The organism is Actinoallomurus liliacearum, from assembly GCF_039542035.1.
GTDB classification, from domain to species: domain Bacteria; phylum Actinomycetota; class Actinomycetes; order Streptosporangiales; family Streptosporangiaceae; genus Actinoallomurus; species Actinoallomurus liliacearum.
In genome coordinates, this window is sequence record NZ_BAABHJ010000032.1 from 199,861 (window position 1) to 213,268 (window position 13,408).

Below are 13,408 nucleotides of genomic sequence, written 5' to 3' on the forward strand. Positions count from 1 at the left end.
CAAAGGCATGCCATCGCCGATCCAGGACGGCAGCGAAGTCCGCCCGGGCGAGCGTGCTGGATTGAACCGTCAAGCGTTCCGCTCCGTATGCCGGAGAAGGGTTGTTCTGTGTCGCCGTAGCGAAGGGGATGAAGCAGTGCTGTCGGATGAATCGCCGGGCACGCGGGCCCAATGGCAGTCTTGCCGGGCGAAGACCCGCTGTGCGCGTGGTGCCCGGCAGGTCACCGGGGCGGACATCGTCCGGATCTCCCGCACGCTTGCCGTGGAACCGTGGCATTTCACGCAGACCGCGCCCGCCGTGGCCGGCGACCCCACCGGGATCGTCCTTGACAAAGGTCGGCGCCGGGTCTTCCTCAAGCTCGCCAACGCCATGCACGGGTGCGTCTTCTCGGTCCGTACTCCCAGCGGCGCGACCTGCTGTGGTCTGGGAGATGTCGCTCCGGCCTCATGCCGGATCTTCCCGGCCGCCACGAAGGACGGCGCTCCGGAGGTACATCCCGAGCCCGGATGTGACTGCCGGGAGTGGAAGCTGGAGGATCTGGACCAGGAGGCGCTGACCGAAGCCCTGCGCACCTGGTCGGCCGATCGCGACCATTGGTTCGAGGTCGTGGCGCGGTGGAACGCGCTGGCCACCGAGTCCGATGAGGAACTGGGCATCGAGGATTTCCAGCGCTACCTGCTCGAGGCGCAGTACGCCCGTGAGGCCGGCGCCGGGTGGCCCGAGGAGGTGACGGCATGAACGGCAGCGGTGCCAATGTCGCCGGCTGTGCCGGTTGCGCCGGCAAATGCTGCCGCTCGTACGTCGTCGGAGTCACCGTCAGGGACGTGCGGGCGCTCGCCGAAGGAATCGCCATGCATCCCAGCGACTTCATCAGGCTTCGGGACATTGACGAGGAGGGCTTCCGCCTTCAGCCGGGCGGGCCCGCGAAGGAGATCTGTCTGCAACGCAGACCGGAGACCGGCGCCTGCGTGTTCCTCATGGAGATCGCCTCCGGCCGTGCCCGGTGCGGTGTCTACGCCCACCGCCCGATGGTGTGCAGCACCTTTCCCCTGAGGCTTCAACGTGGCGTGGTGACGACCCGCGAGAACACGGTTTGCGGTCCCGACTCCTGGAACCTCGCCACGATGGACCTTCCCGCCTACCGGCGCGACCTCACCCGCGACCGATCAGCCCGGGCCGAACATCGACAGGTCATGCGGGCCTGGAACAAGGTCGTCGAAGACCGCGATTGGAAGGCGACACCCCACGATCTTTACGAATATCTGCTGAACTGCCCGCTCGAAGCGGCGGCGCAAGGTCACGAAGACTGAACGCCACGGCCGCGCGTAGCCCCCTTTCCAGTTCGTCGCGCGTGACGACCTTGGTCTCAACGCGGCGGATCAAGCTACGCAGGGTGATGATGGCGTCGGCGACTCTTAGGGCCGGTCGGCTACCCACGGTGGCGCCCCGAAGGTAACGGCGGCATTCCGATTATCCCGATCCTCGCTCGGGACCGTCAGTGAGTAGAACAGCATCACTCCGTGGACGAATGGTCACTTCCCGGGTATGTCACTCTCCGTGAGCTGGGACGCGGCGGCTTCGGCCGTGTCGTACTCGCCCGGCACCAGGCTTCGGGCACGCATGTCGCCGTCAAGTACCTCACCGTTCCGGATGAGCGCTTCCGCACGGAGTTCCGGGAAGAGGCGCGGATGCTGCGCGGCCTCGACGACCCGTACGTGGTGCGCCTTTTCGAGTACGTCGAGCAGCCGCAGGGCGCGGCCATCGTCATGGAGGCGATCGACGGAGTGCCGCTCCGAGCGCTGCTCGACGAGCACGGCCCGCTGGAGCCGGAGGCCGCGCTGGCGGTGCTGAAGGGATCTCTGCTCGGCCTTGGGGCCGCGCACCACGCGGGTGTCGTCCACCGCGACTACAAGCCCGCCAACGTCATGGTCGAGGCCGACGGCCGGAGCAAGCTGATCGACTTCGGCATCGCGGTGCGCTCCGGCGCGGCGGGCCAGAGCGCCGGCACCCCGGCGTACATGGCCCCGGAGCAGTGGGCCGGAGCACCCGCCTCGCCCTCCACCGACGTGTACGCCGCCACGTGCGTGTTCTTCGAATGCGTGGTGGGCCGCACGCCGTACCAGGGCGATACGGCCGTGGCCTACCGCGCCCAGCACACGAGCGGCGAGATTCCCGCCGATCAGGCACCGCCACCGGTCCAGGCGCTGATCCACCGTGGCCTGGCCAAACACCCGGCGGACCGGCCGCCGGGAGCGCTGGAGTTCGCCGAAGAGCTGGAGACGGCGGCGACGGCCGAGTACGGACCCCAATGGGAGTCCAACGGCTGGAGGCGGCTGGCCGAGGCCGCGGCCGGTCTCGCCGCGCTGTTCCCGTTCGCGGCTCTGGTGGCGGGTACGGCCCCCGGTGCGGCCGGCCACGTGGGCGGAGCCGCAGCAGGCAAGGCCGCCGGCGCCGCAGCAGGTAAGGCCGGCGGCGCCGCAGCGGGCAAGGCCGGCGGGGCCACAGCGGGCAAGGCCGGCGCGCTCACCAAGATCCTCGGTTCCAACGCCGGCGTGAAACTGGGCGCCATCGTCGCCGGTGTCGTCGTGGCGGGCTCGGCGACGACCGCCGCCATCGTCATGAGCCGGCACCAGCCGAAGAAACCGAAACCCGTCGCGGCACGGATCGAGCTGGCCTCCTACAGCCGGTCCGTCGCCGGCCTCGACCTGCGAGAGGCACGCTACGCCCACGTGAGCGGCGTTCGGGACGCCACCGTGCAGCGCAAGATCGATCAGGCGCTGTTCGCCCCACTCGACTGGGGCATCGTCCTCATGCAGAAGCAGGACGCGGAGGCGAACCCGCCCTGCACGAAACCGACGATCCTCCGCTCACAACCAAAGATCGGGATCAATGGGCCGCATCTGGCATCGGTCCAGTACGCGCTGCCGGCGACGTACTGTTCCCCCCTCGACTACCAACTCCCCCGGATCACCGTCAACGTCGACCTGCGCACCGGGAACGTGCTGACCGCCGACGAGGTGTTCCGGCCCGAGACGCTCCGCCAAGACGGGCTCGCGACGCTGCTGAACCGGGTGTCCGCGCATGTGACCGACCCCGACCTGCATACCGTGTGCGTCCGCCCGCCGCTGCGTCACGGGGACTTCTTCCAGACCACGGCTCTCCTGCCCGGGACGCGGCCCGCGCCGCCGCGCATCTCGCCGTTCTTCACGGCCGGTGGAATGGTCGTCAGCTGGTCGCACGCGGGCAGCGAATGCCCCTACTACGCGATCACCTTGCCGTACTCCGAGGTGCGGGACCTGCTCAACCCACAGATCGCCGCGGAGCTGCCCCGATAGCCGGACGGCGCCACCTTCCCCTCCGGTTCGGCGTGGATCCCGCACGGACCAAAGGCGCGGATCACTGGCGTTCACTGCGCTCTTGAGGCAGTCAACGCCAGTGATCCGGCGTCCCCGCCGCCTCGCGAACCGCGAAGGCCGACATCGGTCACGGGCGTGGTCAGGAACCTCCCGAGGTGATACGACAACGTTGTCATCCTCCCCCAAGGCGGTGAACGTTGAGAGCCCCCAGCCCCCTCTCCCGCAGAACGTTCCTCGGCACTCTGGCACTGAGCGGCGTGGCCACGGCAGGCCTCCCCGGCGGCGTCGCGAACGCGGCGACGCCCGCCTCATCCGCCCGGCGGTGGCATCGGGTCGCCGACGACGTACGCGACGAGCTCCGGCACACCTGGCGGTCCTACCGGCGCTTCGCCTGGGGCCACGACCAACTGCTCCCCGTCAGCGGCGGATACAGCGAGTTCTTCGACAAGAAGCACCCCGTCGGGCTGACGATCGTGGAGGCCCTCGACACGCTGTACCTGATGGGCCTCGACGAGGAGCTCGCCGACGGCATCGGGTGGATCCGTGACAACCTCGACTTCGCCGGCGTCGACGCGGACGTCCAGGTGTTCGAGACCAACATCCGCATGGTCGGCGGGCTGCTGTCGGGTCATCTCGCCACCGGCGAGAGGACGCTCCTCGACCACGCCAGGATGATCGCCGACATCCTGCTGCCCTGCTTCACGACCTCGCCCACCGGCATGCCGTACCGCCTGGTCAACCCGCGCACAGGCGAGATCAGCGGCAACGTCAACGTGCTCGCCGAGATCGGGACGATCATCGCCGAGTTCGGCACCCTCTCCCGCCTCGTCCACGACGACCGGTACTACAACGCCGCGAAGAAGGCCCTGAAAGCGGTGTACGACCGGCGTTCCCCGCTGGACCTGGTCGGCAGCGGCATCAACGTCGAGACCGGCGTCTGGACCGACACGTCCGCGCGGATCGATCCGCCGGTCGACTCCTTCTTCGAGTACCTCTGGGACGGCTGGGACCTGTTCCACGACCATGATCTGAAGCGCTGGTACGACAACCTGACCACCGCGATCCTGCGCCGGGAGAAGGAGCGGTACGGCGGTCACCTGTGGTTCCACAAGGCCGACATGATGACCGGCGCGGCCCTCGGCCGCGAGACCTCCGAGCTGACCGCCTTCTACGCAGGGCTGCTCGGCCAGAGCGGCCACCTGCGCGAGGGCGAGGCGTACTTCGACGCGTGGACGTCGGTGCTGCGGACCTATCCGCTGCTGCCGGAGGGCTACGACTACGGCACGGGCACGGCGACCGACAAGGGCAACCAACTGCGCCCGGAGTACGTCGACTCGGCGTTCAACCTCTGGCTGATCACCGGCAGGGAGGTCTACCGGGAGCGCGCGTACGACTACTACCTCACCCAGAAGCGCTTCTCCCGCGTGGCGAACGGCTGGACCGTCGTCGCCGACGTCACCACGACGCCCCCGAAGCTCGGCGACCTGACCTCCGGCTACTGGTGGTCGGAGCAGATGAAGTACTGGTACCTCATGTTCGCCGACTGCCCGCGCTTCGACTACCGCGACAACTACCTGTCCACGGAGGGCGACGTCTTCAAGGGATTCATCCGGCACTGACGGACGTCGTGACGGCGGGCGTTCGTCCTCCTTTCGTGCTGTCGTCGTAGGCGTGGCGGGCGGCGGCGATGGCCGGGCGCGCGTGGCGGGCCCCGCCCCCGGGGGGACTTCGGCGCTCGCGGTCGTCAATGATGAGATCATGACCGACTTCGTGAAGCCGCCCACCCGCCCGCTGCTGCGCCGGCCGGACGACGGAGAGATGATCCCGGTGGCCGGCGTCGAGCATCTGTTCCGGCTCACCGCGGCGCACACCGGCGGGCGGTTCGCCTTCGAAGAGTTCACCCTGGGACCGGGGGTGATCGGCGCACGCCCTCACGTCCATCATGGCCACGACGAGTACTTCTACGTCCTCGACGGCGAACTGACCCTGCATGACGGCGAGGGCGAGATCACGGCCGGGCCCGGCCACGTGCTGGCGGCCGTACGCGGCACCCCGCACGGCTTCCGCAACGCCGGAGAGGTCCCCGCACGAGGTCTGTGCCTGTACACCCCGGCCGGTTACGAGGACTACTTCCGGCAGGTGCACGCCGAGGTCCAGGCCGGCGCGGAGGTCACCGACGCCCTGCTGACCGAGTTCCGCAGCCGCTTCCAGACGACGCCTCATCCCACCCCCTGACGCCGGGACCGTGATCGCACTGTCCGAGGTTCCCCGCCTGGTCCGGCCGACCACGTCGGTACGGGGGTTCCACCTGGCCGACCGCTCGGCTCAAGATCGGTAGTGTTGGCGCCGTGACCCACTCCCCCACGGCGGCGAAGTCCCGGTACCTGGTCCTCCACGACTACGGAATGGGCGGCCTCTGGTGGTGGATCCGCGCCTCGTCGGCGCGGCAGATCATCGACACCTGCGCCGAGGTCGAGGTGATCACCGACCCGGAGGCCGTCGCGCGGGCCGAGACCTGGTCACTCGACGAGGTCGACATCGACGCGCTCTCGGCCGACCCCGCCCTGGCGTCTCTGCGGGACAAGCGGGACGGGTACCGGCACGAGCCCGGCTACGGAGCGTTGGTCGGCCGGGACCGCGTCCACCTCGACATGCCGAGCGAGGACGAGGACGACACCCGGTACCTGGTGGAGTTCGGCCCCGACGGGCGATGGCTCCGCCAGGTCACGCTCACCGGCGACGGCCCCGGGACCAGGACCGACTCCGAGAACTGGCCGATCAACCCGCCCATCGACCTGTACGACCCGCGGTACGTCGCCATGGAGATCGACGTCTCCCGCTTCGAGGACGCCTGGAGCCGGGCGCTGCCCGCTCCCGACGACCTGTGAGCGCGCGGCCCCCGCACCAAGGCGGGGGCCGCGGAGCGGGGAACGAACGTCAGGCGCGCGGGGCGGCGAACGGTCCGCCGGTGCCGAAGGCCCGCTCGGCGAAGCGTTCGCCGATGCGGCGGTGCGTGGCGGCGTCCGGGTGCAACCGGTCGGGCAGCGGCAGCTCGGCGAAGTCCGCCTCGCCGTAGAGGTCGCGGCCGTCGAGGTAGTACAGGTTCGGGTCGTCGGCCGCCCGCTGCTTGACGATGCGGGAGAGTTCCTCGCGGATGACGCCCAGGGTCAGCTTCCCGAAGGGTATCTCCGCGGGGTCGCCCGCGGCCTTGAATCGCAGCACTCCCGAGCCGAGGTCGCTGAAGTCCGGTGCGCTGGGGCCGGGGGTGTCCTCGTGGATGGGACAGAGGATCGCAGAGACGACCAGCAGCGGCGTGGTGGGATGCCCCTCGCGGATGGTGTCGAGGAAGCCGTGCACGGCCGGGGCGAAGGCGCGCAGCCGCATCACGTCGGCGTTGACCAGGTTGATGCCGATCTTGACGCTGACCAGGTCCGCCGGGGTGTCCCGCAGGACGCGGGCGGTGAACGGATCGAGCATGGCGCTGCCGCCGAAGCCGAGGTTGATCAGCTCGACGCCGCCCAGCGCGGCGGCCAGCGCGGGCCAAGTCGTGGTGGGGCTCGCGGCGTTCGAGCCGTGGCTGATCGAACTGCCGTGGTGCAGCCACACCCGGCGATCCCCCTGCGGCACGGCCTCGACGGGCGCGTCGGTGCGCAGGGCGACCACCTGGGTGATCTCGTTGTACGGCAGCCAGATCTCGACGTCCTTCACCCGCTCGGGCAGACCGGTGAACCGGACGGTGCCCACGGGGCCGGGCCTGGTCTCGGCGGACCCGGTGGCCATGTCCATCATCAGGACGTTCCCGCCGGTCGTACTGGCCTGACCGGCCAGCCGGCCGTCGACGAGCAGGTCGTACACGCCGTCCGGGCGGGGCGGCGCGCCCTCGTAGGCCGGCTTGGTGCGGAGCGTGTCCAGCTCGATCGCCGTGGCCCGAGTCCGGAACACCACCCGTACGCCGGAGGGCTGCGCCTCCGCCATGGCCACCTGCCCATCGGCGGCCTGGGCGCGGGCCCAGGCGGGCAGCCGGTGCGGCAGCACACCATGCTCGGTGCGCTCCAGGTCGAGCGCCCCGCGCAGGAGGTCGGCGGTGATGGGCGTGGTGATCCAGTCCGTCCCCTCGGGCGAGCCGGAGACGGCGTCATGCTGGTGGTTCATACCCTCACCCTGTCAACCGCCCGCCCGATCCGCACATCCTTTCCGCCCCGCGCGTCGCCCCATACCGACGCCCCAAGCAGCACGAAGGCCCTCACGCACGGCGTGAGGGCCTCGGCTTCGAGTGGAATCAGGCTTACGGCTTCTCCGTCACGGCGACCTCAACGCAGTTGCCACCCGTGTCATCGCTGCGGCGAGACTTGCGCCACTCGGCCACTTCGACGCACATCCCTCCGGTGTCGTTGCTGCGGCTAGGCTTGCGCCGCTCCAGGGCGCTCACGTTCTCCAGAGCCCCTCGGTTGTGCCTGTCGACGATCGTCAGGCTTGCCGCTTCTGCGAAACGGCCACCTCGACGCAGTTGCTTCCGGTGTCGTTGCTACGGCTGGACTTGCGCCATTCCAGATTGCTCATGTCTTCCAGAGCTCCTCGGCTGTTCTCGCGATCAGTTCTCTCGACATGTCGGCGGGTAGGGCTTCAGTCCGGATTGACTCCCACGATGACACCACCGTAGCGAGATCTTCCGGCCGTGTGGAGACCGCTCCGCCAAAAGCGCAGTCGGCAACTGCTACCTCACCACCGTCCGCGAGCGTGGCGACAACGAACGGACCACGAACACCGCGGTGAAGACGACTGGGTACGACCTGAACGCTGATGTTCTCGCGCTCGCTGAGTTCGAGGAGATGCTGGAGCTGGTCGTACATCACTTTCGCCCCTCCCACGTCACGGCGAAGCGCCCCCTCGTCGAGGACACAGTAGAGAGTGGGCGGCGGCGGATCGTCGCGGGTGAGAATCTGTTGGCGCAGCATGCGCGCCTCCACTGCAGCGTCGTCGCCACCCAGAAGCGCCCGGGCATATTCGGGCGTCTGGAGTAGGCCGTAAATCAGGTCGATCTCGACGGCTCGGAGTTGGACGGCCTGGTCCTCAGCCGGAAGCCAGTCGACGAACCAGGCGGGGTAGGCCGGGGCGCCCTTACGCCAGTCGAGGGTGCGGAGTAGCGCGCCGCCGGTGTCGAGGGCCTCATCGGCGGCCTTGGCGAACTCGGGAGTGGCGGGGGCCTGGCCGGTCTCGATGGAGCTGATCAGTGACTCCGAGCAGAAGATCCTCGCCGCGAGCTGCGCCTGAGTGGAGGAGGCCGCCTTGCGGTAGTGGCGTAGTTCGCGGCCCCATATGGCTTGTGGGCTGTAGTACTGGTTCATTCGACTTTTCTCCTTTGTCGGAATTCAGGGTCACTCCATCGTGACGCCAGAGATAATCGCGTTAGCTCCAGCTCATGGAATGGCGACTGGAACGCTTCCTCAGAGTAAACCGATGACGCCAATCTAGGGGGGTCGATCACGGCAACTCGAAAGGGCGATCATGACGATCACGAATGGACAGGAAGAAGTCCATGACTTGTGCCGGCGCCTCGCCACGGCGTGCGGCAAGGCCGGTCTCACGGCGGAGGAGATCGCCCCGACGCGGATCCGCGTCGGCTTTCCGGGGGCGGGGATGCTCGCCGAGATCATCCGGTGCATGCCGGACGCGTCCGAGCGGCTGTACTGGTGGTGGTCCTGGGGTGCCCCCATCTGCCCGGCCGAGGAGATCGACAAGGTGGTCGAGATGATCGTCCACGTCGTCAGGCCGGAATGATGGTCGACCGTCCCCCGCCGGACGCCATCGCGCGACTCAGGCGTTCGGTGGACCGGTTCTACGCCGCATTGCGCTCGTCACCGTACGGCGGCGTGTCCTGTCTCGCCGATCTGGCGTGGCTCAAAGTCCTGATCGAGAAGTACCCCGGCGAGGCACGTCGAATGGTCGACGACACGAACGGGGAAAGCCGCGATCGGTGAGTCCGGAGAATCGGCCGTCACGACCGGGTTCCGCCGTCAGCCGTACGCGGCGTTCAGGCGTGCCGCGACGATCGGGGCGAGCCTTCGGGCGTCCTCGGGATGGCCGGGCACGGTGAGCCAGACGATGGCGCGGCCGCCGATGATCATCGCTCTGTCGATCTCGGAGGCGATGGTGTCGTCGGGTACGAGATAGCCCCCCGCGATCCGTGGCACTTGGTGGTAGGTGCCGAACGCCGCGAGCTTGGTGGCGAGCAATGCGTCGGCCTGCCGCTGGGATGCCGCGATCCATGCGCCCGTCGAGCCGTTGCCCCGTTTTCTCACCGTTCGCCGTGATGGCCCCTCCGAACAGTAATCCGAGCCGGGGAGAAGGTCGCTACAGCGAGATCAGCGAAGGCGGCCTCACCTCAGGCCGCCGCTCATCGCACGTGGGCGGCGATGGTCCGGGCGCATTCCAGGGACTCGGTGCGGGTCGTGTCCACCTGCAGGTCGTAGACGACGCCCTGGTGAACGACCTCCGCCTGGGACGCCGCCATTCCGATGACCCGATCGCCGCGGGCGATCTCGCGGCCCGCGGCGACCGCGCTCTCGCACTGGACGCCGACCCACAGGACCTCGAGCGTGTCGAGCGCCTTCTGCCAGCGGCGCTGGGACTCGGCGCCGCCGAGGAAGACCTCATCGACGATGATCCGAGCGCCGGCACGGGCCATCGCCGCCACGCCCTCGATCCATGCCCCCTCCAGCACGCGGAACTCCGGCCCGATGACGACCTCGCCGTCCACGGCGACGTCGATCCCCGCATCCGAAGTCCGCGAGGCCGCGGGCATCGCCTGGATGAGTGTGTCCACTCCGAGGGCGAGCCACGGATCCGGCAGGACCGCCTGCAGGCACCGGGCGATCCCGGACTTCCCCGAACTGGACCCGCCGTTCAAAACGATCACCTGAGTCGTCACCGCGCCACAGTAAAGGTGCGCCGGGCGATCAGGGCTTGCGGGCCTCGATGAGCGTGCGAGTGGAATGCGCTATGAACGCGCCCCGCTCATCAATGTGTCGGTGGAGTTCGAGCAGCCGGTCGCGGTACTCCTCGACGGTGAAGCCGGGGACCGTCCAGAGGACCTTGCGAAGGAAGTAGATGATCGCGCCGACGTCGAAGAACTCCATTCGCAGGCGTTCCATTCGCACGTCGACGACCTCCAGCCCGGCGGCGCGGGCCTCGGCCGTCTCCAGATCCGGGTGGCGCCGGTGACGGGATTCCGGCTGCGGGCCCAGGAAGTACTCGACGAGCTCCCACGAGGTCTCGGGGCCGACATGCTGGGCGAGGTAGGTTCCCCCACTGCGCAGCACTCGGGCGATCTCTCCCCACCACACGGTGGCGGGATGCCGGGAGGTGACCAGGTCGAAGGCGGCGTCGGCGAAGGGCAGCGGAGGCTCGTCCGGGGCTGCGACGACGACAACGCCGCGTGGGTGCAGCAGCCGGGTCGCCTTCGCCACGTTCGGCGGCCATGACTCGGTGGCGACCATCGTCGCGGGGAAGACGGGCGCCTCGGCAAGCACCTCGCCGCCACCGGTCTGGATGTCCAACCCCGCACTCGCCGACGCCAGCCGCTCACTCATGAGCCGCTGGTAACCCCACGAGGGCCGCTCCTCCGTGGCCCGCCCGTCGAGCCAGGAGAAGTCCCAACCCTCTACCGAGACCGCCTCGGCCTCCGCCACGAGATCTTCGAACGACCTAGCCATGCCGACATTGTCCCGGAGAGCCACCGCCGGCGGCATCGGACTCGACTGGACGGGCCGCCGCGCGGACCGGGTACGGACCTCCACCGCAGGCCGGCTGCGCCCTCTTCGCGGGTCGGCCCGACGGACGTCGCGCCGGGCCGTGGGCTCAGGAGATCGGCGCGGCCGTCCGCGCGGCCGGGGCGTCGTGGCCGGCTCCGGTGACGGAGAGAGCCGAGCCGGTGCGGGTCTTGCGGACCCGGAGCTGCGTGGGGATGCGGGTGCGCAGCTCGGCGACGTGGCTGACGATGCCGACCGCGCGTCCGCCGTCGCGCAGGCCGTCGAGGACGTCCATCACCTCGTCGAGGGTCTCCTCGTCGAGTGTGCCGAACCCCTCGTCGACGAACAGCGTGCCGATCTCCGCGCCGTCCGCCTCGGCGGTCACCACGTCGGCGAGGCCGAGGGCCAGCGCGAGCGAGGTGATGAACGTCTCCCCGCCCGACAGGGTGGCCGGGTCGCGGTGCTGCCCGGTCCAGCCGTCGATGACGCGCAGCCCGAGCCCGCCGGTGCCGTTGCGGCCCCGCTCCCCCGCCGCGCGTTCGACGGTGTGCTCGAGGACGTACCGGCCGGCGGACATGTGGGTCAGCCGGTGGTTGGCGGCGGCCACGACCTGCTCCAGCCGGGCGGCCAGGACGTACGCCGACAACCGCATCCGCGCGGTGTTCACCGCGGGGTCGCCGGACGCGAGGGCGGCGAGCCGGGACACGAGCTCGTGGTGCCCGGCCACGGGACGCCAGGCGGCGGCGTGCCCCCGCAGCTCGGCCGCGAGTGCGGCGAGCCGGTCACGGCGGTGGCGGGCGCGGTCGCGTGCCGAGGAGACGGCCTGGTGGGCCTGGTCGGCGTCGGCGAGCGCGGCCTCGAGGGTGTCGAGGTCGGGCGGCGGCTCGGCGGCGGCCGCGGCGAGCTCGGGGTCGTTCAGGCGTGTCGTGACCCTGACCTGCTCGTCGTCATAGGCCCTGGCGCGCCGGGTCAGCTCCGCGCGGGCCGCGTCGTCGAGGGCGGCGGAGCGTACGGCCTCGACCGATGGGAAGCCCTCGGCCTCGGCGGCGTCGGCGGCCTCACGCCGCGTGGTGTCGGCGTCGTCGGTGGCCGCGCGGAGCTGCTCGATCGCGGTGGCGGTGTCGCGGAGCAGGTCGGCCTCGGCGCCGAGACGCCGGATCCGGGCCTCCAGGGTCGGGTCGCCGCCGCGCGCCTCGTCCAGGCCGGTGCGCAGGCGAAGCGACTCGGCGGTCAGGGAGACGCGCAGCGTGCGGTTCTCGGTGAGCGCGGTGTTGATCTCGCCCTGCCGGTCGCGGGCCTCCTCGTACTCGGCGTCGACCTGCCGGAGGTCGTCCTCGAGTCGTTCGACGTCGGCCGCGGCGGCCGTCAGGCCGGCCAGCTCATCCTGCGCGGTGAGGAGGGCGGCACGCAGGTCGTCGGCGGGATCGTCACCGGCGTCCTGGGCCGCCGCCGTGTGCTCGGTGCGCAGCTCGGCGAGGCGGGTGGCGATCCGCTCCCGCTCCTCTCCCGCCTGCTCGTAGGCGGCCTGGGCGGCGGCCTCGGCGGCCTCGTCCGGGAGGTCCCGGTCCGGGGTCGCGGGCGCCGGGTGCTCGGTGGATCCGCAGACTGCGCAAGGGGCGCCGGGCGCCAGCTCCCGGGCGAGCCGGGCGGCCATGCCCTCCAGCATCGCCTGGCGGATCTCCTGGAAGGCGTCCCGGGCCGCCTGGGCGGCGTCGGTCGCGGCGCGGTGCTCCTCCTCGGTCTCCGTGAGGTCCACCGCCAGCGTGTCGCGCCGCGTCGCGGCGTCCAGCCGCCGCCGGGCCGTGTCCACGGCGGTCTCGGCCACGGGCCGGGCGGCGAGCCGGGCGCGCGTCCCCTCCAGTCGCTCGGCCAGGTCCTTGCGGTGGCGCGGAGAGTCGGTGAGGAAGAGGGCGAGCTCGGCCTCGTCCGCTTCGAGATCCAGGCCCCTGTCCTCCGCCTCCTTCAGCTCCCGGCCGAGGGCGGCGAGCCGTCGTTCGTCGTCGCGGCGCTGTTCGAGGACGGCGGCCTCCTCGCGGCGGGCGCGCTCCTCCTTGCGCATGACGTCGGCGTCGGCGGTGTCGGGGACGAGCCTGGTCACGGCGTCCCGCTGCCGGGCCACCACGGCCCTGGCCTGGTCGCGGCGGGCGGCGCGGCCCTCGGCGACGTGCAACAGCGGGAGCACGCGGCCGGCCCGCTCGGCGTCGCGCAGCGCTTCGGCCAGCGCGGCCCGCTCACCGACCCGCGCGGCCAGCGCCGCCGCCTCTGCCTCGGCGGCGGCGCGTTGCGCCCGCCGGTCGGCGACG

The 13,408-nt window shown here is 70.5% G+C and carries 16 protein-coding genes; 8 read left to right on the forward strand and 8 right to left on the reverse strand.

The window, feature by feature from the left end; all coding sequences use genetic code 11:
• Positions 1-262: 262 nt before the first annotated feature.
• The 6 genes from ABD978_RS36110 (at position 263) to ABD978_RS36135 (ending at position 6,245) form a co-directional block, all read left to right on the forward strand.
• Positions 263-739 (forward strand): hypothetical protein, encoded by a 477-nt coding sequence (locus ABD978_RS36110; protein ID WP_345364721.1) that lies wholly within the window; start codon positions 263-265, stop codon positions 737-739.
• Positions 736-1,311 (forward strand): YkgJ family cysteine cluster protein, encoded by a 576-nt coding sequence (locus ABD978_RS36115; protein ID WP_345364723.1) that lies wholly within the window; start codon positions 736-738, stop codon positions 1,309-1,311. The genes ABD978_RS36110 and ABD978_RS36115 overlap by 4 nt, the downstream gene beginning before the upstream one ends.
• 210 nt (positions 1,312-1,521) lie before the next feature.
• Positions 1,522-3,336: a serine/threonine-protein kinase gene (locus tag ABD978_RS36120; protein ID WP_345364725.1), complete on the forward strand. Its 1,815-nt coding sequence runs from the start codon at positions 1,522-1,524 to the stop codon at positions 3,334-3,336.
• Positions 3,337-3,554: 218 nt separating this feature from the next.
• Entirely contained in the window at positions 3,555-4,976 is a 1,422-nt protein-coding gene (locus tag ABD978_RS36125) for a glycoside hydrolase family 47 protein (RefSeq protein WP_345364727.1), read from the forward strand.
• A gap of 139 nt (positions 4,977-5,115) precedes the next feature.
• On the forward strand, positions 5,116-5,592 hold the full coding sequence (locus ABD978_RS36130) for a cupin domain-containing protein (RefSeq protein WP_345364729.1): 477 nt from the start codon (positions 5,116-5,118) through the stop codon (positions 5,590-5,592).
• Positions 5,593-5,705: 113 nt separating this feature from the next.
• Positions 5,706-6,245 (forward strand): hypothetical protein, encoded by a 540-nt coding sequence (locus ABD978_RS36135; RefSeq protein WP_345364731.1) that lies wholly within the window; start codon positions 5,706-5,708, stop codon positions 6,243-6,245.
• Positions 6,246-6,294: 49 nt separating this feature from the next.
• On the opposite strand, the gene ABD978_RS36140 is transcribed toward ABD978_RS36135, so the two are convergent.
• The 4 genes from ABD978_RS36140 to ABD978_RS36155 form a co-directional block, all read right to left on the reverse strand.
• On the reverse strand, positions 6,295-7,509 hold the full coding sequence (locus ABD978_RS36140; protein WP_345364733.1) for a GDSL-type esterase/lipase family protein: 1,215 nt from the start codon (positions 7,507-7,509) through the stop codon (positions 6,295-6,297).
• 133 nt (positions 7,510-7,642) lie between these two features.
• Positions 7,643-7,735, reverse strand: coding sequence for a DUF397 domain-containing protein (locus ABD978_RS36145; protein WP_345364819.1), 93 nt, complete (start codon positions 7,733-7,735; stop codon positions 7,643-7,645).
• An 89-nt stretch (positions 7,736-7,824) separates the two neighbouring features.
• Entirely contained in the window at positions 7,825-7,917 is a 93-nt protein-coding gene (locus ABD978_RS36150; protein ID WP_345364735.1) for a DUF397 domain-containing protein, read from the reverse strand.
• Positions 7,914-8,702: a helix-turn-helix domain-containing protein gene (locus ABD978_RS36155; protein ID WP_345364737.1), complete on the reverse strand. Its 789-nt coding sequence runs from the start codon at positions 8,700-8,702 to the stop codon at positions 7,914-7,916. Before ABD978_RS36155 ends, ABD978_RS36150 begins: the two co-directional genes overlap by 4 nt.
• Before the next feature lie 160 nt (positions 8,703-8,862).
• On the opposite strand from ABD978_RS36155, the gene ABD978_RS36160 reads away from it, so the two are divergent.
• Together ABD978_RS36160 and ABD978_RS36165 are read left to right on the forward strand one after the other, a co-directional pair.
• On the forward strand, positions 8,863-9,135 hold the full coding sequence (locus ABD978_RS36160; protein WP_345364739.1) for a hypothetical protein: 273 nt from the start codon (positions 8,863-8,865) through the stop codon (positions 9,133-9,135).
• 47 nt (positions 9,136-9,182) lie between these two features.
• Positions 9,183-9,335, forward strand: a complete 153-nt coding sequence (locus ABD978_RS36165) for a hypothetical protein (protein WP_345364741.1) — start codon at positions 9,183-9,185, stop codon at positions 9,333-9,335.
• 36 nt (positions 9,336-9,371) lie between these two features.
• Here ABD978_RS36165 and ABD978_RS36170 read toward each other — a convergent pair whose 3' ends face one another.
• The 4 genes from ABD978_RS36170 to ABD978_RS36185 all read right to left on the reverse strand — a co-directional run.
• On the reverse strand, positions 9,372-9,656 hold the full coding sequence (locus ABD978_RS36170; protein ID WP_345364743.1) for a hypothetical protein: 285 nt from the start codon (positions 9,654-9,656) through the stop codon (positions 9,372-9,374).
• Between the two features lie 95 nt (positions 9,657-9,751).
• Positions 9,752-10,285: a chloramphenicol phosphotransferase CPT gene (cpt, locus tag ABD978_RS36175; protein WP_345364744.1), complete on the reverse strand. Its 534-nt coding sequence runs from the start codon at positions 10,283-10,285 to the stop codon at positions 9,752-9,754.
• Positions 10,286-10,313: 28 nt separating this feature from the next.
• A complete protein-coding gene (locus ABD978_RS36180) occupies positions 10,314-11,069 on the reverse strand; it encodes a class I SAM-dependent methyltransferase (protein WP_345364746.1) in 756 nt (251 codons plus the stop codon).
• A 145-nt stretch (positions 11,070-11,214) separates the two neighbouring features.
• On the reverse strand, positions 11,215-13,408 hold a 2,194-nt coding region (locus ABD978_RS36185), incomplete at its 5' end, for an SbcC/MukB-like Walker B domain-containing protein (protein WP_345364748.1).